A 21,646-nucleotide genomic window follows, 5' to 3' on the forward strand; every position below is an offset into this window, starting at 1 on the left:
CGCAAAGGCTCGGCCCGACCCGTCACTCGAGCAGGTCGGGTTGGGCCCGCACGATGTCGGCGTACAGCGGACGGAAGTTGAGCCGCCCCATGCCCGGCGTGCCCATCGTCTCGGCGGTCGCCCGGGCCACCCGGTCAGAGATCGGCACCGGTGAGCCGGCGGCCTCGGCCAGCAGTTGCACCTGGCAGGACCGGTCCATGCTGATGAACCACCAGGCCGCCTCCTGCACCGAGCCGCCGACGGTGAGCAGGCCGTGGTTGCGCAGGATCACCGCCTTGTTGCCGCCGAGCCGTTCGGCGATCCGCTTGCCCTCCTCCGAGTCGAGCACCACGCCCTCGAAGCCGTCGAACACCTCATGGTCGGCGTAGAAGGCGCAGGCGTCCTGGGTGAGCGGGTCCAGCCGCCGGCCGAGCGTCGCCCAGGCCCGGCCGTAGGTCGAATGGGTGTGCACGGCGGCCACCACGTCCGGCCTGGCCGTGTGGATCTGGGAGTGGATGATGAACCCGGCCGGGTTGATCCGGCCCGAGCCCGACACCACCTCGCCGTCGGCGTCCACCAGCAGCAGGTCACTGACCCGGACGTGGCCGAACGGCATGCCGAACGGGTTTATCCAGAACCGCTCGGGGTCTTCCGGATCGCGGGCGGTGAAGTGACCGCCCGCGCCGTCGTCGAAGCCGAACCTGGCGAACAGTCGCAGGGCAGCCGCCAGCCGCTGCTGGCGGTAGCGCCGCTCCTGCTCGACCGTGCGTGGCGGGGCGGCAGTCACCCGCAACCGCCCGCGGTGTCCGGGTCGTAGGGGCGGCTGGCGTCCAGCAACTCCGGCGGAATGCCGTGCCAGGGGTTGTCGGCGTCATCAAGAACCGGGACGTCGTGCCGGGCATCGGCATCGGCCTCGGCATCGACGTCCGCGGCAGTCGACTGCTCGCTCATCAGCTTCCTCCTTGCGGTGCGGGTTGCCAGGCGTCGAGAAAGGCGTCCACCCGGTCCAGACCCCAGAACCGGTGCGGCCCGAACTTGAGGTACGGGATGCCGAACACGTCGTCGAGATAAGCCTGATAGAGGCAGCCCACCGCCTCGGCCCGGATCTCGGGGTCATCGCCGGCCAGCACCGCCAGGTCCGGATCGACGCCGGCCTGCTCGGCGGCGGCCCGGACCACCTCCGGAGTGCAGATGTCGTCGCCGCGGCCCCACCGGGCCTCGGCGATGGCTTCGTAGAACTGCCATTCCCGGCCCACCCGCCGGGCCTGCAACCAGGCCAGGTGCGGCAGCTCCCACCACGAGTCGACGTCCACCGGCCACGCCATCGCGATCCCGCGCTGCTGGGCCAACCGCTTGGTGTCCATCAGCATGTACAGGTGCTTGGCCCGGCTCATCTGGACGTAGTGGAACTCCCCGCCACGCTCGGCCAGCGCGGCGCCGGTCTTCTCATCCGGATCCCAGTACGGAACGCAGTCCATCACCTCGCTGAGGTTCGGCTCCACCTCGCGCAACCGCTGGACGGTCAGCCAGCTGTACGGGCTGCGGAAGGAGAAGTACAGCCGCGGCCGGCGAACCCGGCTCATGGCCGGTCACCGGTCAGCGCGCGGACCACCTCGTCGTCCAGGGTGGCCATGCCGCCGGCGCCCTCACCGGCCGCGATCGCGTAGCCGTGCAGGATCTGGGCGGTGGCGACCGGAACCAGCTCGTCGCCGCGCTGGACGAAGCAGTCCATCCGGCCGTCGAAGATCACCCCGCGCAGGATGTCGACCACGGTGAACACCGTGTGGATGGTCTCCTCCATGTGGGCCGCCTCGATCAGCTGCACCCGGGCCCGGGACACCACCGGAATCCAGGACCGCTCGGTGAGCAGCCGGCCGACCGAGATGCCGCGCTCGGCCAGGAACCGGTCGACCACCTCTTCCAGCGCCCGGACGTAACCCGAGTGCTGAACCCGGTCGGAGAAGTGGCAGTAGAAGTAAGGGGCCCGCCAGGACCACAGGAACGAGCCGGGCTCTGCGGTCAGCACCGACTCGGCGGACTCGCCCTCAGCCAGCCGACGCCGGGCCGGGTTGGCCACGGTGCTCGCCTGGACCAGCTCGCCGACCTCCAGCCCGGCCAGCTGGGACGGAGCCGGCCGGTGCTCGGCCGCGCTGCGCTCCCGCACCAGCGCCACGCTCACCTTGCCGCGCAGCACGGTCACCTCCTCACCGTCGCGCACCACCGACAGCGTCACGGCGAGCTTGTCGCCCCGGCCGGGGCTGACCTGCACACGGACATCGTCGTCGATCTCCAGGACGGCCGGCAGCTGCACCGAGCAGTCGATGACCTCGAAGCCCAGGCCGTGCTCGAGGTAGAGGTCCCGAGCGCTGCTGCCCTGATCGCGCAGCCACTGCAACAGCCCCTGCTCGACCAGGTACATGAAGTGCTTGAAGCCGATCCAGGTGCGGATGTTGGCGCCTTCGTAGGCCGGCCGGCCGTACAGCACGCTGGGCTCGGCCTGGGTGGTCAGCGCGGTCATCGAAACTCTCCTACGGTTGGGGTTAACGTGCCGGCGACGTATTCGGTGATGTTCGCCGCGACGCCGGACACTTGCCGGATATGGCAGAAGTGGTCGTAGTCCTCGTGGATCTGAAGCTCGGCGCCGGCGATCCGGTCGGCCAGCGCGGTCGCCGCCTCTGACGACAGCAGCGCGTCCGAGCCGCCGGCAAGCACCAGCGTGGGCATCTCCACCTTCTCCAGCACGAGGTCGGCGCTGGCGATGAACTGCTGGAACACCGTGACGAAACCGGACGGCCCCACCCGGTCCAGCGCGAGAACGGTCATGGTTTGCAGCACATCCGGTTCCATCGTCAGCAGCCGGGCGCCCAGCCGGGCCCGCAGTCCCTCCCCGATGTGCTCGGTGAACGCGGTCCGGGCCCGGTCGAACATCCGCCAGGTGACCAGGTGCCGGGGCTGGCGGTAGAGCGGGCAGAGCAGCAGCAGCGCCCGCATCGACCGGTCGTCCCCGTCGCACAGCAGGTTCAGCGCGGCGTTGGCGGCGTAGGAATGGGTGATCAGGACGTCCGGGCGGTCCTCCAGCAGGTCCAGCGCGTCGCCCAGCCACTCCGCGGACGTCCGGTCACGCCACCGATAGTCGTTGCCCGAGCGCCAGGGCAGGTCCAGCGCGACCAGTCGCCAGTCCGGGTTCAGCTCGGCCGCCAGCGCCGCCCAGCTGGTCCACCGGTCCTCCAGGCCGTGCGCCAGGACGATCAGCGGCCCGCCGGGCGCGCCGGGTGCCAGCGTGTGCGCCGCCACCTCCGCCCGGCTCATGACCGGCTCCCCACCGTGCTGAGCAGGACCTGCCGGGCCTGACCATCGGAGCCGCGGACGCCGACCTGTTGCCGGCCCTCGGTGACGGCCAGCTCGGCCGCCAGGGCCAGCGCCACCACGTCCCGCGCGCCGTAGAAGTCCCCCCAGTGCCGCGCCGGGTCGAAACCGCCAGGCCCGATCACGGTGTCGGGCAGCTGGCTGTCGCCGGTGAACCGCACCAGCAGGCCAGCGTCGGACGCCTCGCCGGGCCGGGCCCGCTCCAGCACCACGCAGGCCGCGCCGGCCCGCAACGCCGGCTGGCCGGCGGCGGCGGCGAACAGCTCGGTGGCGACCGGATCGGCCGGTTCGACGCCGACCAGGACCACCCGGTCGGCGCGACCGGCTCGCACCAGCAGGTCAGCCAGCGCCAGGCCGTCCAGCCCGGAGCCCGCGCCGGAGCAGATCATCAGGTTCGCGGCGCCGAAGCCGAACCACAGCGCGACGGTGCTGGCGATGACGTTGCTGGAGACGTTCGGCGCGTCCAGCACGCTGACCGCCGAACCACCCTCGGCCTCGATCGTGCGGGTCACCCGAGCGACCGTCTCGACATTGCCGAGATTGCTGGCGACCACCACCGCGGTGCCGGGGGCCGGTGACCAGCCGGGCCGCTGGCCGGCCGGCACGCCGAAGACCCGGTGCACCGCGCACAGCGCCATCCGGGTGGCCGGTTCCTTGTAGAGCATCCCCTTGCGACCCAGCACGGTCGCGGCCTTGTCCGGCGGGACGGCCTCGTGCCGCGCCCAGTCCCCGGGCCGGCCGAACCGCTCGGTGAGCGCCGGCTCGAGGTCGATCCCGGGCAGGTGCAGGCTCCAGGCGGTGGCCACCAGCGATGCGGGCCCGTTCACACGGCCTCCAACAAGGTCACGGCGTTGACCCCGCCGAAGCCGAAGGCGTTCACCTGCACCAGGCCGGGACGCAGCGGCACCGGCTCCCCCACCGCGAAGCGCAGCCCGTCGGCTTCGGGCAGGACGGTGCGCAGCCCGGTGATCGGCGGCACCTGCCCACCGGCCAGGCAGCGCAGCGCCACGTCGAGATTCACCAGGGACGCGCTGCCCGAAGTGTGGCCGGTCGAGCCCTTGACCGCGGTCACCAGCGGATCGCCGCCGGCGCTGAGCAGCACCTTGCGCAGCGCCTGGCTCTCGGCCGAGTCGTTGAGGGCGGTGCCGGTGCCGTGCGCCACCACCAGGTCCACCGCCGCCGGCTCGCGGCCGGCCCGGTCGAAGGCGTCGCGCATCGACCGGCTGATCCCCTCGATGTCGGGCGCGGTCTCGTGGTGGGCGTCGCAGGACAGCCCGGTCGCGGCCAGCCGGCCCAGCGCCGGGCCGGTCCAGGACGGCCCGACGACGGCCACCGCGGCAGCGCCCTCGCCGAGCAGCACGCCGTCACGGTCGCGGTCGAACGGGCGCACCTGGGTGGTCGGCTCCGGGGCCACCCGTCCGATCATGGCCAGCATCGACTGGGTCATGGTGTCCGCGCCGCAGGCGAGCACCACGTCGGCCTCGCCGAACTCCACCAGGTCCTGGGCCAGCGCCAGCGCGTGGCCGCTCGCGCTGCAGGCGTTGGAGATGGTGATCACCTCGGCGACGCCCGGCAGCGCCTGCCGGACCACCTCGCCGAAGTGCAGCTGCTCGACGTCGAAGCCGGCGCCCGTCAGCGCCCACCGCTCCACCGCGGACAGCTCGCGCAGGCCGGTCCCGATCAGCACCACCACCCGCATCCGCGACGTGTCCACCGCGGCCTCGCGGGCGACGTCGGCCAGGCACTGAGCCAGGAACTCCCCGGCCCGGAACGGCCGGTGCGGATCGTCGGTTCCGGCGTGGTGAGCGCAGGAGACGTTCAGCTTGGCGGTCTCGCCCTGGCGCAGCGGGACGACGCCGCTGTCGCCGCGCAGCAACGCGGCGAAGGTCTGCGCGCCGTCGCCGAAGCAGGTGCGGATCGCGCTGGCCGCGATCAGTGCCGACATCTGCCTACCCCCGCACGATCGCGGCGCCGACGGCGCCGTCGGGCCCGCGGCCGGTGATCAGGCCCAGCCCGGACCGGACGCTGCTGTCACTGGTTCGCGGGGCCAGGAAGACTGCCAGCGCCACCGCGCCGGACGCGGCGTCGCACTCGCCGAGCAGCCGCTTGGCCAGCACCCGCCGGGGCCGGTGGCCCAGCGCACGCGCCACCGGGCCGTACTCGCGGTCCTCGCTGTCCTCGGCCTCACCGGTCAACACCGTCTCGATGTCCGCCGGATCGATCCCGGCCTGCCGCACCGCCCGCTGGACGCAGCCGGCCAGCGCCTGCTCGGCCTGCTCCTCGCCGCCCGGGCCGAACCCGGTGCTGACCGACATGATCCGCGCCTCGTTGCCGGTCGACATGTCAATCGGCGCCGGCCGGGACAGCACGAACACCCCGGCTGCCTCGCCGGCCGCCACCGCGGCGGTGGCGCCGGTCAGGTGCGAGGCCCAGGCCCGGTGCGGGGTGTACTCCTCGACCGCGCCGGCCAGCATCACGTCGGCGTAGCCCCGGTCAAGGGTGTTGCAGGCGTAGCGCACCGCGTTGAGGAAGGCCAGCGTGCCACCGGCGATGGTGGCGTTGACGCCGCGCAGGCCGAACCGGATCGCCACCTGCCCGGCCGCGCAGTTCATCACCGAGTTCGGAAACAGCACCGGGTTGACCAGGTAGGGCTTGTCTTGCACCAGCGTCTCGCGGCTGTAGTCGCTGGTGGACTTGAAGCTGCCCAGGCTGGTGCCCAGCGCCACCCCCACCCGGGTCCGCGAGCTGTCGTCCAGCTCCAGCGCCGCCGAGCGCAGCGCCTCCTGGCAGCACACCACGGCCAGGGCGGTGGTCCGGTCGAACGAGCTGGTGCCCTTGCGGCCCAGTTCGGCGCGGGCGTTGAAGTCGGCCAGGGCGTGCCCGGTCGGCGACGGCAGCGGCTCCTCGTAGAGCTGGCTGACAGCCACTCCGGAACTGGCCCGCGTCGAACCGTGGTCCACGCCGGCCAGGTGCTCGGCCAGCGCGTCGGCGCCGATGCCGGCCGAGGTCAGCGCGCTCCACCCGGTGATGACGACTTCGCTCACGCCACCGCTCCCAGAATGACGATGGCGTTGTTGCCACCGAAGGCGAACCCGTCGTTCTGCGCGACCCGGACCCTGGCCGGGCGGGCCTCGTTCGGCACCGGGTCGATGCCGGTGAGTTCCGGATCCGGGTTGACCCAGTTCATCGTCGGCGGCAGGAAGCCCTGGTCGATGGCGGTCACCGCCGCGATCGCGCCGAACCCGCAGGCCGCGCCCATGGTGTGCCCGATCATCGACTTGATCGAGCTCACTGGCGGCGGGTTGGACCCGAAGACCTCCAGGATCGCCCGGCCCTCGATCAGGTCGTTGGCCACCGTCCCGGTGCCGTGCGCGCTGATGTAATCGACCTCTTCCGGTTCGATGCCGGCGTTGCGGTGCGCCAACCGCATGCACTCGGTGATGCTCGCCTGGTCCGGCGAGACCGGGTGGTTGGCGTCGCAGTTGAGCCCGTAGCCCAGCAGCTCGGCGTAGATCCGCGCGCCACGCGCCTGGGCGTGCTCGAACGTCTCGAGCATCAGGACCGCGCCGCCCTCACCGGTGAGGATCCCCGAGCGGTCCCGGTCGAACGGGGCACAGGCGGTGCCGGTGAGCGCGCCCAGCCGGAAGAATCCCGCGTGAGCCCAACGGCAAACCGAATCGGCGCCGCCGGTGAACACCACGTCGGCCTCACCGGTGATCAGCAGGTCATAGCCGTAACCGATGGCGTAGTTGCTGGCCGAGCACGCGGTGGCGATCGTCAGCGACTCGCCCTGCAGGCCGAGTTCCTCGCTGACCGCGTTGGCCAGCCGGTTGGCCGACAGCTGCCTGAGCAACGCCGGATCCTGTGACTCGAACCCGCCGTTGACCAGCTGCGCGGTCAACGCCTCGGCCACCTGCGACTCGCCGCTGGTGGTGCCGATGACCGCGTGCGCCCGGCTGGGATCCACCTGGGACAGGTCCAGGCCGGAGTCGGCCAGCGCCAGCCGCGCCGCGCTGGCCGCGAACTGGCTGGAACGTCCCCACCGGCTCGGGTCGAGCTGGCGCAGGTACTCGGCGGGCTTGAAGTCCTGTACCTCCCCGGCGTTCTGGTGAGGAAAGCCCGTCGGATCGAAACTAGTGATCGCCGAGATGCCGGACCGGCCGGTTCGCAACCCTTCAGCAAACGCCGACACGCCAATTCCGATGCTCGACACGGGGCCGAGCCCGGTGACCGCGACGCGAACCATGTCGCTCAGCCCTGGACCGAGTGCCGGGTGAGGGCGGCGTGCACGGCTTTGAGGTTGCGCAGCTCGGGCAGCTCGGCCTGCGGGATCTCGACCTTGTACATCTTGTCGATGCGGGCCAGGATCTCGATGGCGCGCAACGAATCGGCCTCGTAGTCCTCCATGAAGTCGCCGGTGTCGCTCAGCTCTTCCGGCTCCACCTCGAGCACTTCGGCGACCATGGCGCGGAGATCCTCGAGCTGCTGCTCTTCCTGATTCATAGTGATCCTTCTCATCGGCAATTCGGTGACGGGACTGTCGGTGAAACGTGTGGTGGGAAGGTCAGGCCGGCTCGAGCACCGGCCCACCGGGCTCGGACGGGCGAACCGGGCGCCGGGTGGCGACCAGGGTGGCCACGGTGGCCAGCCGGCGATCGGCGACCCAGATCTCGCCCGAGGCGAAGGCGGTGTCGGCGATCACGGAGTCGATCCGGACCTCGTGCCGAAGGACGTCACCCGGATGGGCGGTGCCCTCGAAGCTGAAATCGGTGGCCCCCACGAACATCAGCACCTGATCGTCGCCGGGAGTAGGCAGCCGCCCGTCGAGCCACAGCAACGCCGCGCTCTGCCCGAACGATTCGACGATCAACGAGTACGGGTAGCTGTAATCCTGGTTCTGCGCGCCCTCGGGCAGGTCGGCGAAGCAGGCGTCGGTTCCGGTGACCGCCTTGATGGTGCTGATCCGGCGGCCCGACTCCAACTCCAGAACCCGGTCGACGAGCAGCAGCGGAAAGCGCTGCGGCAGCACCGCTCGAACATCGGCATGTTCACGCATCGCTGGCCCGGCCCGCCGCGAAGTCGGCCCGGATCCGGGCCGCGACGGTGCCGTCCAACCGGGTGCCCACTGCCTTGGCCGACCAGCCGCCACCGGCAGCCGGCGTCACGGTGACCCGCAGGGTGAGCTCGTCCCCGTCGAGCAGCGGCGCCAGGAACCGCACCGAACGCAGGGTGCGCAGCACCGGCCGGCCAGCGGCCTCCCATCCGAAGGCGTGCGCCATCGCCTGGCACAGCGACTCGATCACGAAGATGCCGGGAAAGATGGCCAATCCGGGAAAGTGACCGCGCAGGTTCGGGTCATCGCCGTGCACCCCCACCCGGGCGGTCAGCAGCATCGCGTCCCCGTCGGGCTCGCACTGCCACTGCTCGACGGCTCGTAGCGGCGCGGCAACCCCGACCGTGTCCGGTGTCCGCACCCACCCCGCTTCGGCGGTGCGGGTCACAGCGTGATGCCCCCGTCGACGTGAAAGACCTGCCCGGTGATGTAGGAGGCGTCTTCGGACAGCAGGAACGCCACCAGCTCGGCGACATCCTCGGGTTGGCCGAATCGGCGTAACGGAATGTTGGCCATGGCCTGTGACCGCAACTTCTTGCCGAGCGTATCGGTCATGTCGGTCTCGATGAAGCCGGGGGCCACCACGTTGACCCGGATGCCGTACGAGCCGACCTCCTTGGCCAGTGACTTGCTGAACCCGATGATGCCGGCCTTGCTGGCCGCGTAAGCGGTCTGACCGGCATTGCCGTAGACCCCGGAGACCGAGGACATGTTGACCACCGCGCCGCGGCGATTCTTCATGAACTGAAAGGTCATCGCACGGCAGAAGTTCCAGGTTCCGGACAGGTTGGTGCTGATCACCGCGTTCCAGACCTCCGGAGTGCCGAGCACCAACGGGTGATCCTTGGTGATGCCGGCGTTGTTGACCAGCAGATCGATCTGGCCGATAGCCTCCCCGGCGGCGTCGACGAACTCCTGCACCGCCTTCGGGTTCGCGACGTCGCACTGGGCGAAGTAGCACTCCACGTCCAGCTTGCGCAGGTCGGCCTCGGTCTGCCGGGACGCCTCGCTCTCGTTCTGGTAGCAGCCGGCGATGGCATACCCTTGCCGCGCAAGCCGAAGCGCGACCGCGCGGCCGATCCCGCGCGAGGCTCCCGTGACTAGGGCCCGGTGCTGCTCGGCCACGCGGCCCTCCTCATCGCGAGATCACTCGCGGATCGAATGTGGATTCGTGCGACATGCACTGCGAAAAACCCTAACCGCGGGCCGAGGGTTTGATTCACTCGTCACTTGCCGGGTGATCCGCCAGGGTGTCCGAGACGGCCAGGTCATCGAGGATTTCCGCGGTGTTCGCGCCCGGCGCCGGCGCGGCATGCCGGATCCGGGTCGGGGTGCGCGAGAACTTGACCGGCGGCCCGACCAGCGGAGCCGAGGAGCCGTCGCTGAGCACCGTCTGCTGCAACATCTCGCGAGCCGCCACGTGCGGGTCGGCGACCGCTTCGGCCAGCGTCCGCACCGGCGCCACCACCAACCCGCGCTCGGCGAGCGCCGCCACTGCCTCGGCCACCGGCCGGCCGGCGCACCAGCGCGCCACCAGGCTGTTGATCGCGCTCCGGTTGGCCAGCCGCTCGGCGTTGGTGCGGTATCCCGGCGCGCTGGCCAGCTCCGGCGTGCCGAGCACCTCGGTCAGCGCGCGCCAGTGCTTGCTCAACGCCACCGCGAGGTAGAGGTGGCCGTCCTGGCAGGCATAGACATTGGACGGAACCACGAAGTCGGTCTCGTTGCCCAGCCGGGGCGGTGGCGCGCCGGTCGCCGCCAAGGTCGGCAATCCGCTGCTGCTGAACAGCAACGCGTCCATCATCGACACGTCCACCTGCTGGCCCTGGCCGGTGCGGTCGCGGTGGGCCAGCGCCGCCAGCGCGCCGATCGCGGCATGCAGGCCGACCAGGTCGTCAGCCAGGAACGTCGGCGCCCGCAGCGGCGGCCCGTCCGGCTCGCCGTTGAGCGCCATCCAGCCGGCGGCCGCCTGGATCGCCGGGTCATAGGCCGGTAGGTGCTCGTTCGGACCGTACTGGCCCCAGCCCGAGATCGAGACGAACACCAGGTCCGGACGGACCTGCCGGCAGTCGGAGTAGCCGACCTGCCAGCCGTCCAGGGTGCCGGGCTTGTAGTTCTCCACCACCAGGTCAGCGGTCGCCACCAGCCGCAGAAAGTCCTGCCGGCCGGCCGGTTCCCGCAGGTCCAGCGCGACGCTGCGCTTGTTGCGGTGCACCGTCTCGCGAAACCAGGACAGTCCGGTGCCGGGGATGTTGGGCGGCACCGCCCCGTCCCGACCCGTCGGCAGCTCGATGTCGATGACGTCCGCGCCGAGGTCGGCCAGCACGCAGGTGGCCAGCGGCCCCGACCACACCTTGGTCACCCCGAGCACCCGGATGCCGGCGAGCGGGCCGTCCGAGCCGGGCTGGGCATCGCGGTAGAAGTCCTGCTTGCGCATCCGGCGGGACTAGATCCGCTGCAGCAGCGACGCGGTGCCCAGCGAGCCGCCGCAGCACATGGTGACCAGCGCGGTCTCGGTGCCGGTGCGCTCGAGCTCGTGCAGCGCGGTGACCAGCAGCCGGGTGCCGCTGGAGCCCAGCGGGTGGCCCAGCGCGATCGCCCCGCCATTGACGTTGACCCGCTCCGGATCGGCGTCGTGAGCCGCCATCCAGTTGAGCACCACACCGGCGAACGCCTCGTTCACCTCGGTGACATCGACATCGCCCAGCTTCATGCCGGCCCGGCGCAGGATGCGCTCGGTCGCCACCACCGGGCCGTCCAGCAGGTAGTACGGATCGGCGCCGGTGACGACCTGGTGGGCCAGCCGGGCCCGGGGTCGCAGGCCGAGCGCCCGGGCCCGCTCCCACGACATCCACAGGATGGCCGACGCGCCGTCGGACACCTGTGACGTGGTTCCAGCCGTGTGCACCGCGCCCTCGACGTTGGGACGCAGCCCGGCCAGGGTCTGCATGGTGGTCTCTCGCAGCCCCTGGTCGCGGCTGACGCGGCGCAGCTCGGTGGTGGCGGCGCCGTCCGGTCCGGGCACCGGCGCCAGCACGCTGGTCACCTCGCGGTCGAAGCGGCCCTCGGCCCACGCCAGCGCGGCGCGTTGCTGGGACTGGACGCCGTAGCTGTCGGCGTCGTCCCGGCTGATGCCCTGGCGCTCGGCGATCCGCTCCGCGCCACCGAACTGCGAGTGCGGCGGGTCCTGCCAGGGGTAGTCGGCGGTCTTGTAGTGGCCGGGTCCCTGGTAGAGGTTGGCCCCCATCGGCACCCGGCTCATCGACTCGACACCGCAGGCGATCCCGACGTCCAGGACGTCGGCGGCGATCAGCGCCGAGATCAAGTGGTTGGCCTGCTGCGCCGAGCCGCAGGAGACGTCCACCGTCGAGCAGCCGACGCCAGGGTCCAGGCCGGTGCTGAGCCAGGCGTTGCGGGTGATGTTGAGGCTCTGCTCACCGGTCTGGGTCACGCAGCCGCCGATGATCTGCTCCACCTGGTCAGGATCGATGCCCGCCCGGGCGATCACCTCGAGCTGGACGTGGCGCAGCAACTCGACCGCCTTCAGGCCGGCGAGCCAGCCGCCACGCTTGCCGATCGGGGTCCGGGTCGCGGCCACGATCACCGGGCTGCGGTCGGTCAGCGGCGCCGTCAAGGCAGGTCCCGCAAGGTGATCGCCAGCTTCGGGCAGGCTCGGGCCGCTTGCTCCAGCGGGCTCCAGTCAGCCAGCTCGGCCGCCTCGGCGTGCACCACCAGCTCGTCGCGCTCGGTCAGCTCGAAGACCTCGGGCGCGATCGCGCTGCACAGCCCGGTGCTGTCGCACAGTTGGGGGTCGACGATCACCCTCGTCATGGCGCACCTTTCCGTTGTGCCACCATGGTGTCCACCTACCGTCGCGGGGTGCGCCTCCTATCGTGCCGAACGGTAGAATCTGCTTTACGAATAAGGTTCTTATCCCGGCGTGCTGATTGTCATCCGCTATCGGGACTGGCTGATGGCGTTGGGTTAACGTGCCACTATGCGCTTGGGCGACAGTCAGGACGAGGGCGAGTTCCGGACCCGGCTACGTGACTGGCTGAGCGGGCAGATACCCGCCGGCGTGCCCCAGGAGTGGGACTCCGAGCGGTTGCGGGCCTGGAGCAAGTCGCTCTACCAAGCCGGCTACGCCGGTCTCAGCTGGCCGGTCGAGCACGGCGGCCGCGGCCTGCCCGCGGCGTACCAGGCCATCTACGCCGAAGAGAGCGCGCTGGCCGGGGCCCCCGACCACGTCAACGTGATCGGGCTCAACATGGTCGGGCCGACCATCATCAAGTACGGCACCCAGGCCCAGCTGGCGGAATTCCTGCCGGGGATCCTGTCCGGCGAGACGATCTTCTGCCAGGGCTTCTCCGAACCGGACGCGGGCTCTGACCTGGCCTCGGTGCGCACCCGGGCGCGAGCCCATCCGAAGGGTTACCAGGTCGACGGCGAGAAGGTGTGGTCCTCCTACGCCCACCTGGCCGACTACTGCCTGCTGCTGGTCCGGACCGATCCCGAGGCGGTCAAGCACCATGGCCTGACCTGCCTGCTGATGGACATGCGGGCGCCGGGCGTGCAGGTCCGGCCACTGCGCGAGCTGTCCGGCGACACCGACTTCAACCAGGTGATCCTCACCGACGTGGTGGTCGGGGCCGACAGCGTGCTGGGACCGGTGGGCCAGGGCTGGCGGGTGGCGATGACGACGCTGGCCCACGAGCGCGGTACCTTCGGCATCACCCTGACCTCCCGGCTGTCGGCCGAGCTGGACCGGCTGGTCCAGACCGTGCTGACCCTGGGCGCGGGCTCCGATCCTCTGGTGCGCAAGGAGATCGCCGAACTCCACGTGCAGCTGCAGGGCCTGCGATTCACCGGCTACCGGGCCCTTGCCGAGTTGCAGCGGACCGGCGAGCCGGGTGCGGAGAGCTCGATCCTGAAGCTGGGCTGGTCGCTGGCCAACCAGCGGTTGACCGCGCTGGCGCTGCGGGTTCTCGGCCCTGACGCCGCCTTCGACGGGCCGCAGGCCTTCTGGTCGGGCTACTGGCAGCAGCAGCACCTGCGCAGCCGCACCAACAGCATCGAGGGCGGCACCTCAGAGATCCTGCGCGGGATCGTCGCTGAGCGGGTGCTCGGCCTGCCGCGAACCCGCTGACCCCACAAAGGAAAAAGGACGGCGAATGGATTTCACCCTCAACCAGGACCAGCGTGAGCTGAAGGCGGCAGCCCGTCACTACCTGAGCCAGTCCTACCCGCTGACCCTGATCGCCGAACTGTCCGACGGCGTCGGCGCCGACGGCCAGGCCTGGCCGGAACTCCTACGGCAGGGCTGGCTGGATCCGGAGCTGGAGCTGCTGGAACTGGCGCTGCTGGCCGAGGAGGGCGGTCGCGCGCTGCACCCGGTTCCGTGGTGGGTCACGGTCGCGCTGGCGCTTCCGGTGTACCAGGCGGCCGGGCTGCCGCTGCCCGGGCCGGCCACCCTCGCCGACGGCTCGACCGGTTGCCAGGCGCGCCAGCAGGCGACCGGCTGGTCGCTGACAGGGCAGGTGCCGTCGGTGTCGCAGGCCGGATCGGTCACCGAGATCGTCCTAGCCGCCAGCACCCCTGCCGGAACCGCGCTGTTCGCCGTCGAACCCGATGGTGCGGGCGTCAGCCTGACCGAGCGGGCCGGCGTGGATCCGCTGCGGATCACCGCCGGGTTGCGCCTGGTCGGCGCGCCGGCCAGGCTGCTACTCGACGCGCCGGCCACCGGGCCGGTGCTGGCCGCGATCGAGCGGCGCTGGCAGGTGTTGCTGGCATGCGAGGCGGTGGGAGTCGCTGACCGGGTGCTGGAACTGGCGGTCGACTACGCCAAGACCCGGACGCAGTTCGGCCGTCCGATCGGCTCGTTCCAGGCGGTGGCCCATCAACTGGCCGACAGCTACGCCGCGGTGGAGCTTGCCCGTTCGCTTGCCTACCGGGCGGCCTGCGTGCTCGCCGACGAGCCGGACCAGGCCGCCGAGGCGATCGCGTGCGCGGTGCACGCCGGCATCCGTGCGGCGGTCAGCGGCTGCGAGGTCGCCATGCAGGTCACCGGCGGGCTCGGGGTCACCTGGGAGTACCCGCTGCACCGCTGGTACCGCCGAGCGCTGTCCTTGCAGGCCCGGGCCGCCGCGGGGCCCGACCCGCTGGAGGTCATCGCCGGCGAGCTCTTCACCCCAGCGGCAGCCGACCGGATCGAAGGAGCACTGGCCCCAGCGTGAACGCGACACCGAACCCGCCCCTGGAACTGCACTGGTTCCTGCCCTCGCACGGCGATGGCCGGGAACTGGCCAAACCGTCGGACGGTCCGCCCGTGCCCGGCGCCCGGCGCGAACCCGACATCGACTACCTGGGCCAGGTGGCGCTAGCGGTCGACCGGTTCGGTTTCACCGGCATGCTGACCCCGTTCGGGCTGTTCTGCGAGGATCCCTGGGTGGTGGCCGCGGCGCTGGTCGCCCGAACCCGCCGGGTGAAGTTCATGATCGCGCTGCGGCCGGGCTTCGTGTCGCCGGTGCTGGCCGCCCAGATGGCCGCCACCTTCCAGCGGATCTCCGGTGACCGGTTGCAGCTCAACATCGTCACCGGCGGCGACGCCGACGAGCAACGGCGCTACGGCGACTGGCTCGAGCACGACCAGCGTTACCAGCGCACCGGGGAGTTCCTCGAGGTCTTCTTGCGGGCCTGGTCGGGCGAGCGGTTCGACTTCACCGGTGAGCATTACCGGATCGCCGCCGGCCTGCTCAGCCGGCCGCACCCGGCCAGGCCGCTGATCTACCTCGGTGGCTCGTCGGCGGCCGCGCAGCAGGTGGCCGCCCAGCACGGCGATGTCTTTCTCAGCTGGGGTGAATCGCCGCCGGCGATGGCCGAGCTGATCGGCGCCACCCGGGAGCTGGCGGCGCGGCAGGGCCGGGAGTTGAGCTTCGGCACCCGGTTCCATGTGATCAGCCGGGACACCTCCGCCGAGGCCTGGCAGGTCGCCCGGCAGCTGGTGGAGGGCATGGACCCGATGCGGATCGCCCAGGCGCAGAAACGCTTTCGCAACACCGAGTCCGAGGGGCAACGGCGGATGGCCGCCCTGCACGGCGGCAACCTCGACGCCCTGGAGATCTACCCCAACGTCTGGGCCGGCTACGGCCTGGTCCGTCCGGGTGTCGGCACCGCGCTGGTCGGCAGCCACGAGGAGGTCGCCGAGCGGATCGAGGAGTACCACTCCCTCGGGCTCAGCCACCTGATCCTGTCCGCCCAGCCCCACCTGGAAGAGGCTTACGCCTTCGGTGAAGGGGTAATGCCCCTGCTGCGCAAGCGCGGCCTGCTGGCCGAGCCGGCCGGCAGCGACCTGCGGGACTAGCGATGCGGCTAGCCCTCAACCTCGGATACCACGTCGGCCGGGGGGCCGCGGCCAATCACCTGGCACTGGCCCGGGAGGCCGAGCGGCTGGGCTTCGACTCGGTCTGGGTTGCCGAAGCCTACGGCTCGGACGCGCCCAGCGCCCTGGGCTGGCTGGCCGGCCAGACCAGCACCATCGGCCTGGGCAGCGCCATCATGCAGGTACCGGCCCGCACCCCGGCGATGACGGCGATGACCGCCGCCACGCTGGACGTGCTGTCCCAGGGGCGGTTCCGGCTCGGGCTCGGGATCTCCGGCCCGCAGGTGTCCGAAGGCTGGCACGGCGTCCGGTTCGGCCAGCCGCTGGCCCGCACCCGCGAATACGTCGAGGTGGTCAGGCTGGCGCTGAGCCGGGAGCGGGTCGTCCACGAGGGGGCGCACTACCCGCTGCCGCTGCCGGACGGGCCCGGAAAGGCGTTGCGCCTGAGCCTGCGGCCGATCCGGGACCAGCTGCCGATCTACCTGGCGGCGGTCGGGCCGAAGAACCTCGAGCTGGCCGGTGAGATCGCCGACGGCTGGCTGGCGACGTTCTTCGCGCCCGACTACGCCGCCGAGCAGCTCAGCGCCATCGAGGCCGGTCGGATCCGGGCCGGGCAGAAGCTGGCCGGCTTCGACGTGGCGCCGACGGTGCCGGTGGCCTTCGGCGACGACGTCGAAGCGTGCGCGGCGGCGGTGCGCCCGTACGCCGCGCTCTACGTGGGCGGGATGGGCAGCCGGCAGCAGAACTTCTACAACGAGCTGGCGTCCCGGATGGGCTACCGGAGCCAGGCGCGGCAGGTGCAGGAGCTCTACCTGGCCGGCCACAAGCTCGCGGCGGCCGCCGCGGTGCCGCTCCAGCTGATCGACGACACCTCGCTGCTGGGGTCACCGCACCGGGTGACCGAGCGGTTGCGGGGCTTCGCCGCGGCCGGTGTGACGACCCTGGCGGTCGGCCTGCTCGGCCGCGACGTCAAGGCCGGGCTGCACACCCTTCGGCTGCTCGCCGAGGCCTTCGACCGCTCAGGAACGGCCACCTAGCACGATCGGCGCCCGGTTCCCGACCGGCACGGCCCCGCTCGGCGGGCGCGGTTCTCTCACAGGTACAGCCGGGCCACCGTGTCCGCGACGCAGCACGGCTTGGAGGCGCCGGCGACCTCGACGGTGACCCGGGTGACCACCTGCACCCCACCGGGGCACTCGGTCACCGAGCGCAACTCCACTGCGGCGCGCACCTGGCCGCCGGCGCGCAGGGCCGCCGGAAAGCGCACCCGGTCCAGGCCGTAGTTGACCGCCAGTCGGATGCCGCGCACCCGGTACACCTGATAGACCAGCGTGGGAATCAGTGACAGCACCAGGAAGCCGTGGGCGACGGTGCCGCCGAACGGGCCGGCAGCGGCTCGATCGGGATCGAGGTGAATCCACTGCCGGTCACCGGTCGTGTCGGCGAAGTTCTGTATGACGTCCTGGTCGACCATCAGCCACCGACTGGGGCCGAGATGGCGGCCGACCGCGGCCGTGAGCTCGCCGACCGAGGCGAAGACGATCCCCGCCCCGGCCGTCGGAGAGCCCGCGGGCGAGCTGCCGGGAGCGGCGCTCATCCGCCGGTGTCCGGGTCGGACGAGGCTCAGGCCGCCAGGTCGCGCGGGCAGTTCTGGTAGACCGCGAGCAGCCACTTGCGGCCGCGCTTGACCAGGATCCAGGACGCCCGGATGGCGGCTTCGTCGGGCAGCTTGGTCTGGCCGGCCGGAATCACGCCGCCCTGGCTGATCAGCGCCACCGCCCCCGCCCTCAGCGGCTTGATCTCGACCGGGGCGCCGGTGACCGTGGTGCCCTGGTAGGCGCCCGCATACTCCGCCGCCATGTAGGCCCGGATGGCGTCCTTGCCCTTCTTGTAGACGCCCGGCAGGATCAGCGTGCCGTCCTCGGTGAACAGGTCGGCGAAGGTGTCGCTGTCGTGCGCGGCCCAGGCCGCGATCATCCGCGCGGGCACAGCGGCGATGGCGGCGTAATCGGCAGCGGTGAGGCCGCCGCCGGCCGGTGCTGCCGGCTTGGCCGGCGGCGCGGACTTCGCTGCTGCCGGCTTCGCTGCTGCCGACTTGGCGGCTGCCGGCTTCGCTGCTGCCGGCTTCGATGCTGCCGACTTGGCGGCTGTCGACTTGGCGGCTGGCGTCGACTTGGTCGCGGTCATGGGCGTTCTCGCTTTCGTTGAGTCATCGGGAAGTCGCATGAGCGCGCGCCGAGCCCCGAAGGCCCATCCGCTGGCTGCTCCCCACGACCGTCGCATTATCAGGGCATCAGGCGCACCTTCGCTGTTGCGGGCCGGCCGGTCCGCCACCCGACGGACGGCGGCCGGGCAGCGTCGAAGAGTGCCTGCCCGCGCAGCCGGTGCCGGCCTGTTCTAGGCTGACCGCGCCAGGCCCCGAACGTCGCACTCGGCGACGGCTGGAGCGGAACCCCTGAGATCACAGGAGTAAATGGATGCGCAAGTTGAAAGCTGGATTGGCCATCACGTTGGACGGGGTCGTCGATGGGGCCGAGGACTGGGTGCGGCAGGGCGAGGAGATGAACGAGGTCATCGCGGCCGGCATGGCTGAGTCCGACGCCATCCTGATCGGCCGGCGCACCTACCTCGACTACGCCGAATTGTGGCCGAACATGGAGAGCAACCTGATGTCGGACTTCATGAACGGCTCGCACAAGTACGTGCTGTCCACCACGCTCACCGAGCCGCTGGACTGGGCCAACTCCGAGCTGGTCGCCGGCGAGCTGGCCGACGTGGTCGCGAAGCTGAAGGGCAAGCCGGGCAAGGACATTCAGATTCCCGGCAGTCCCACCGTGGTGCGGGCGCTGCTGCGCGCGGGCCTGCTCGACGAGCTGGATCTGATGGTGCATCCGATCGTGCTCGGCTCGGGAGACCGGCTGTTCCCCGACGAGTCCGAGCGGCTGGACCTCGAGCTGGCCGAGTCCAAGACGTTCAGCACCGGCGTGGTCTACACCGCCTACCGGGCGCAGTCGGAGTGAGCGACAGCCTGGCCGCGCTGGGCAAACCAGCGCGGCCGGCTGTCGGCCACCACAGCCAGGCGCCGCGGCTCAGATCGGCCGGGCCTCGATGATCGGCAACGTCCGGGTGCGGAGGACGCGTACCAGCTCCAGGTCGGCCTTGGCGAACAGCTCTTGCAAGGCCTCCAGGCTGCGGCCGCCGCCGCCGGACATCACCAGCAGCAACACGTCGTAGAGCTTGCCCCAATCGAATTCATTGCCCGGCTCCAGCAACGGCTCCATCAGCAGCAGGCGGCTGCCGGCGTGCATGCCGGCGCGGATGGCGCGCAGAATCGCCAGCGAATCGCCGTCGTCGAAGGCGTACATCACCCGCTTGAGCAGGTAGGCGTCGCCGCCGGCCGGCACGGTCTGGAGGATGTCACCGCCCACCGCCTCGCACCGGTCGGCGACGCCTCGGTCGGCCAGCACCTCGCGGGCGCCGGAGACCACGTGCGGCTGGTCGAACACGATGCCGCGCACCGAGGGAAAGGCCTCGAGGATGCCGGCCAGGAACGCGCCGTTGTTGCCACCGACGTCGACGATGGTGCCGAACACGCCCCAGTCGTAGGCCGACAGCATCGCGCGCAGCTCGCGGTGGGTGACCGATCGCTGCGAGGCGTTGAACAGCTCGTTGTCGCGTGGATGCTCGGCCATGTATTCCCAGTAGCCCTTGCCGTCATGCGCGTGCTCGAAAGCGGATTCACCGGTGCGCAGGGTGTGATCCATCGCGGCCCACGCACGCACGTCGGGGGCCAGCAGCGGATAGGCCTCGCGCAAGGACGCCGGGTGGTCGCTGCGCAGCGGCTGCGCCAGCGGGGTCAGCTCGAACACCCCCGGCTCGACCTCGGCGAAGATCTCCCGGCTGGCCAGCGCCCGCAGCGCCCGGTGCAACGACAGGGCGTGCGAACCGGTCAGCTCGGCCAGCTGCTCGACCGAGCGGGGACCGGCGGCCAGATGATCGGCAACCCTCAACCCGCAGATGGCGCGCAACGTGAAGGGCACGACGTAGTCGGCGAGGTCGGCAAGCCGCGCCGTTGAGACCGTGTCCTTCACCGGTGGTGACGGTGGGCCGCCGCCAGCCATCGGGGGCTGCGCCGGCGTCGCGCCGCCGGGCGGGGTTGACTGCGTCATAGTCGGATACCTTTCGGAGTAAGGGCTTGCCCATCGTGCGCAGCCGCCGGTGGCCGCGCATCTCTTGCTATGCGCACCGGCCCGCAACCGCCGGTCCGCGGGCGCCGATCCGGGTCAGCGACCGATGGCCGGCCGGGTCAGCGCCTGAACGTCGGTGTAGCCGTACAGGCCCCACAGGCCGTTCTCAACGCCGATGCCGCTTGCCTTGTGGCCGCTGAACGGCAGGTCCGGACGGACCGCGCCGGCGTGCACGTTCACCGACACCTGGCCGGCCTCCAGCCGGGCGGCCACCGCGGCGGCCCGCTCCAGGTCCGGTGACCACACCGAGGCGGTCAGCCCGTACTCGGTGCCGTTGGCCCGGCGCACCGCCTCGTCCACGTCGCGATACGCGATCACCGGCAGTACCGGGCCGAACTGCTCCTCATCGACCACCCGGACGCCGTCGGACACCCCGGCCAGGATCGTCGGCGCGAAGAAGTAGCCGGGCCGCTCCAGCGCCGCGCCGCCGGCGACAGCCACCGCGCCCCGCGCCAGCGCGTCCCGCACCAGTTCGGCGACCCGGTCGAACTGCGCCCGGTTGCTGACCGGGCCGAGCTGGCTGGCCTTCTCGCTGCCCTCGCCCACCCGGACCGTCCGGGCCCGCTCGGCCAGCGCGGCCACCACCTCGGGGTACCGGCGCTGGGCCACGTACACCCGCTTGACCGCCATGCACATCTGGCCGTTGTTGGCGAAGGCTCCCCAGAACAGCGCGTCGGCGATCGCCTCGGGGTCGGCGTCGTCCAGCACGATCGCCGGATCGTTGCCGCCCAGTTCGAGGGTCACCCGCTTCAGGTCCGCCGCGGCGGCCGCGGCCACCAGCCGGCCGGTCGCCGCCGACCCGGTGAAGCTGATCTTCCGGGGCGTCGGATGACCCACCAGCAGGGCTCCGAGCGGATCGGGTCCGCTGATCACGTTCAGCACGCCGGGCGGCAGCACCTCGCTCAGCAACCGGCCCAGCGCCAGCGTCGCCAGCGGGGTGTAGGGCGAGGGCTTGAGCACCATCGTGTTGCCGGCGCGCAGCGCGGGCGCGATCTTCCACAGCGCCAGCGCGATCGGGTAGTTCCACGGCGTGATCGCCGCGACCACCCCGAGCGGGCGGCGGCGCACCTCGGCGTGGCCGCGCCGGTCCTCCTGCACGAGCTCGCGCGGGATCTCCAGGTCGGCGTAGTACCGCAGCCAGGAGCCGGCGACCCGGACCTCGGTGGCCGCCTCCGAACGCGGCTTGCCCTGCTCGGCGGTGAGCAACGGAGCCAGCTCGCCGACCGAGGCCAGGATCGTCGCGGCGGCCCGGCGCAGCACCGCCCGCCGCTCCTCGTCGTCCCGCCGCCAGCTCTCATACGCCCGGGCTGCCGCGGCCACCGCCTGGTCCAGCTGCTCGGGCGTGCAGGCCGGCGCGTGGGCGAAGACCTCGGCGGTGGCCGGATTGAGCACCGGCAGGCGACCGCCGGTGACCGGTGACCCGTCGATGGTCATGGCGAACTCAGCCATCGACGGTCCTCTCGCCCAACGCTCAGCAGCCCTCTCCCAACCCGGCCGGGCCCCGGTCCGCGGGCCGTCCCCATGGTGTCCGGTCCCGCGCCGGCAGCGCAGCTTCGACCGTGCGGG

General features: G+C 71.5%; 25 protein-coding genes. 5 read left to right on the plus strand and 20 right to left on the minus strand.

Annotated elements, in window-relative coordinates; genetic code table 11:
* Positions 1-22: 22 nt before the first annotated feature.
* The 16 genes from VF557_01010 to VF557_01085 all read right to left on the minus strand — a co-directional run bounded on the left by VF557_01010 (position 23) and on the right by VF557_01085 (position 12,286).
* Complete coding sequence (locus VF557_01010; protein HEX8078768.1) at positions 23-766, minus strand: class II aldolase/adducin family protein; 744 nt, start codon at positions 764-766, stop codon at positions 23-25.
* Positions 763-930, minus strand: a complete 168-nt coding sequence (locus VF557_01015) for a hypothetical protein (protein ID HEX8078769.1) — start codon at positions 928-930, stop codon at positions 763-765. Before VF557_01015 ends, VF557_01010 begins: the two co-directional genes overlap by 4 nt.
* Positions 930-1,562: a DsbA family protein gene (locus VF557_01020; protein HEX8078770.1), complete on the minus strand. Its 633-nt coding sequence runs from the start codon at positions 1,560-1,562 to the stop codon at positions 930-932. The genes VF557_01015 and VF557_01020 overlap by 1 nt, the downstream gene beginning before the upstream one ends.
* On the minus strand, positions 1,559-2,497 hold the full coding sequence (locus tag VF557_01025; protein HEX8078771.1) for a thioesterase family protein: 939 nt from the start codon (positions 2,495-2,497) through the stop codon (positions 1,559-1,561). The genes VF557_01020 and VF557_01025 overlap by 4 nt, the downstream gene beginning before the upstream one ends.
* On the minus strand, positions 2,494-3,288 hold the full coding sequence (locus tag VF557_01030; protein ID HEX8078772.1) for an alpha/beta hydrolase: 795 nt from the start codon (positions 3,286-3,288) through the stop codon (positions 2,494-2,496). The genes VF557_01025 and VF557_01030 overlap by 4 nt, the downstream gene beginning before the upstream one ends.
* Positions 3,285-4,172 carry a beta-ketoacyl synthase N-terminal-like domain-containing protein gene (locus tag VF557_01035; GenBank protein ID HEX8078773.1) on the minus strand — a complete coding sequence of 296 codons (888 nt, stop codon included), beginning with the start codon at positions 4,170-4,172 and terminating at the stop codon, positions 3,285-3,287. Before VF557_01035 ends, VF557_01030 begins: the two co-directional genes overlap by 4 nt.
* Entirely contained in the window at positions 4,169-5,290 is a 1,122-nt protein-coding gene (locus VF557_01040; GenBank protein HEX8078774.1) for a beta-ketoacyl synthase N-terminal-like domain-containing protein, read from the minus strand. Before VF557_01040 ends, VF557_01035 begins: the two co-directional genes overlap by 4 nt.
* Positions 5,291-5,294: 4 nt before the next feature.
* On the minus strand, positions 5,295-6,389 hold the full coding sequence (locus VF557_01045) for a beta-ketoacyl synthase N-terminal-like domain-containing protein (protein HEX8078775.1): 1,095 nt from the start codon (positions 6,387-6,389) through the stop codon (positions 5,295-5,297).
* Complete coding sequence (locus VF557_01050; protein HEX8078776.1) at positions 6,386-7,591, minus strand: beta-ketoacyl-[acyl-carrier-protein] synthase family protein; 1,206 nt, start codon at positions 7,589-7,591, stop codon at positions 6,386-6,388. Before VF557_01050 ends, VF557_01045 begins: the two co-directional genes overlap by 4 nt.
* 5 nt (positions 7,592-7,596) lie before the next feature.
* Positions 7,597-7,848, minus strand: a complete 252-nt coding sequence (locus tag VF557_01055; GenBank protein ID HEX8078777.1) for an acyl carrier protein — start codon at positions 7,846-7,848, stop codon at positions 7,597-7,599.
* A gap of 61 nt (positions 7,849-7,909) precedes the next feature.
* Positions 7,910-8,401: a hypothetical protein gene (locus VF557_01060; GenBank protein HEX8078778.1), complete on the minus strand. Its 492-nt coding sequence runs from the start codon at positions 8,399-8,401 to the stop codon at positions 7,910-7,912.
* A complete protein-coding gene (locus VF557_01065) occupies positions 8,394-8,846 on the minus strand; it encodes a hypothetical protein (GenBank protein ID HEX8078779.1) in 453 nt (150 codons plus the stop codon). The genes VF557_01060 and VF557_01065 overlap by 8 nt, the downstream gene beginning before the upstream one ends.
* Positions 8,843-9,583, minus strand: a complete 741-nt coding sequence (gene fabG, locus VF557_01070; GenBank protein HEX8078780.1) for a 3-oxoacyl-[acyl-carrier-protein] reductase — start codon at positions 9,581-9,583, stop codon at positions 8,843-8,845. The genes VF557_01065 and fabG overlap by 4 nt, the downstream gene beginning before the upstream one ends.
* Positions 9,584-9,677: 94 nt before the next feature.
* On the minus strand, positions 9,678-10,892 hold the full coding sequence (locus VF557_01075; GenBank protein ID HEX8078781.1) for a CoA transferase: 1,215 nt from the start codon (positions 10,890-10,892) through the stop codon (positions 9,678-9,680).
* Between the two features lie 9 nt (positions 10,893-10,901).
* The gene (locus tag VF557_01080; protein HEX8078782.1) at positions 10,902-12,089 is read right to left on the minus strand and encodes a steroid 3-ketoacyl-CoA thiolase; all 1,188 of its coding nucleotides are present in this window, start codon (positions 12,087-12,089) and stop codon (positions 10,902-10,904) included.
* Entirely contained in the window at positions 12,086-12,286 is a 201-nt protein-coding gene (locus VF557_01085; protein HEX8078783.1) for a ferredoxin, read from the minus strand. Before VF557_01085 ends, VF557_01080 begins: the two co-directional genes overlap by 4 nt.
* A gap of 166 nt (positions 12,287-12,452) precedes the next feature.
* Here VF557_01085 and VF557_01090 point away from each other — a divergent pair, with 166 nt between their 5' ends.
* From VF557_01090 to VF557_01105, 4 genes are read left to right on the plus strand one after another with little or no spacing between them, the layout of a single operon-like run.
* The gene (locus VF557_01090) at positions 12,453-13,601 is read left to right on the plus strand and encodes an acyl-CoA dehydrogenase family protein (protein HEX8078784.1); all 1,149 of its coding nucleotides are present in this window, start codon (positions 12,453-12,455) and stop codon (positions 13,599-13,601) included.
* Positions 13,602-13,626: 25 nt separating this feature from the next.
* A complete protein-coding gene (locus VF557_01095) occupies positions 13,627-14,688 on the plus strand; it encodes an acyl-CoA dehydrogenase (GenBank protein HEX8078785.1) in 1,062 nt (353 codons plus the stop codon).
* The gene (locus VF557_01100) at positions 14,685-15,815 is read left to right on the plus strand and encodes an LLM class flavin-dependent oxidoreductase (protein HEX8078786.1); all 1,131 of its coding nucleotides are present in this window, start codon (positions 14,685-14,687) and stop codon (positions 15,813-15,815) included. The genes VF557_01095 and VF557_01100 overlap by 4 nt, the downstream gene beginning before the upstream one ends.
* Before the next feature lie 2 nt (positions 15,816-15,817).
* The gene (locus tag VF557_01105; protein HEX8078787.1) at positions 15,818-16,870 is read left to right on the plus strand and encodes an LLM class F420-dependent oxidoreductase; all 1,053 of its coding nucleotides are present in this window, start codon (positions 15,818-15,820) and stop codon (positions 16,868-16,870) included.
* Positions 16,871-16,926: 56 nt separating this feature from the next.
* Here the strand turns inward: VF557_01105 and VF557_01110 are convergent, their stop codons facing one another.
* Positions 16,927-17,430 (minus strand): MaoC family dehydratase, encoded by a 504-nt coding sequence (locus VF557_01110; protein ID HEX8078788.1) that lies wholly within the window; start codon positions 17,428-17,430, stop codon positions 16,927-16,929.
* Between the two features lie 26 nt (positions 17,431-17,456).
* Positions 17,457-18,020 (minus strand): SgcJ/EcaC family oxidoreductase, encoded by a 564-nt coding sequence (locus tag VF557_01115; protein HEX8078789.1) that lies wholly within the window; start codon positions 18,018-18,020, stop codon positions 17,457-17,459.
* A 290-nt stretch (positions 18,021-18,310) separates the two neighbouring features.
* Here VF557_01115 and VF557_01120 point away from each other — a divergent pair, with 290 nt between their 5' ends.
* Entirely contained in the window at positions 18,311-18,853 is a 543-nt protein-coding gene (locus VF557_01120) for a dihydrofolate reductase family protein (GenBank protein HEX8078790.1), read from the plus strand.
* Between the two features lie 69 nt (positions 18,854-18,922).
* Here the strand turns inward: VF557_01120 and VF557_01125 are convergent, their stop codons facing one another.
* Positions 18,923-20,002 carry a methyltransferase gene (locus tag VF557_01125; GenBank protein ID HEX8078791.1) on the minus strand — a complete coding sequence of 360 codons (1,080 nt, stop codon included), beginning with the start codon at positions 20,000-20,002 and terminating at the stop codon, positions 18,923-18,925.
* 114 nt (positions 20,003-20,116) lie between these two features.
* On the minus strand, positions 20,117-21,529 hold the full coding sequence (locus VF557_01130) for an aldehyde dehydrogenase family protein (protein HEX8078792.1): 1,413 nt from the start codon (positions 21,527-21,529) through the stop codon (positions 20,117-20,119).
* Between the last annotated feature and the right edge of the window lie 117 nt (positions 21,530-21,646).

Origin of the sequence: Jatrophihabitans sp., assembly GCA_036389035.1 — a bacterium.
GTDB lineage: Bacteria > Actinomycetota > Actinomycetes > Mycobacteriales > Jatrophihabitantaceae > Jatrophihabitans_A.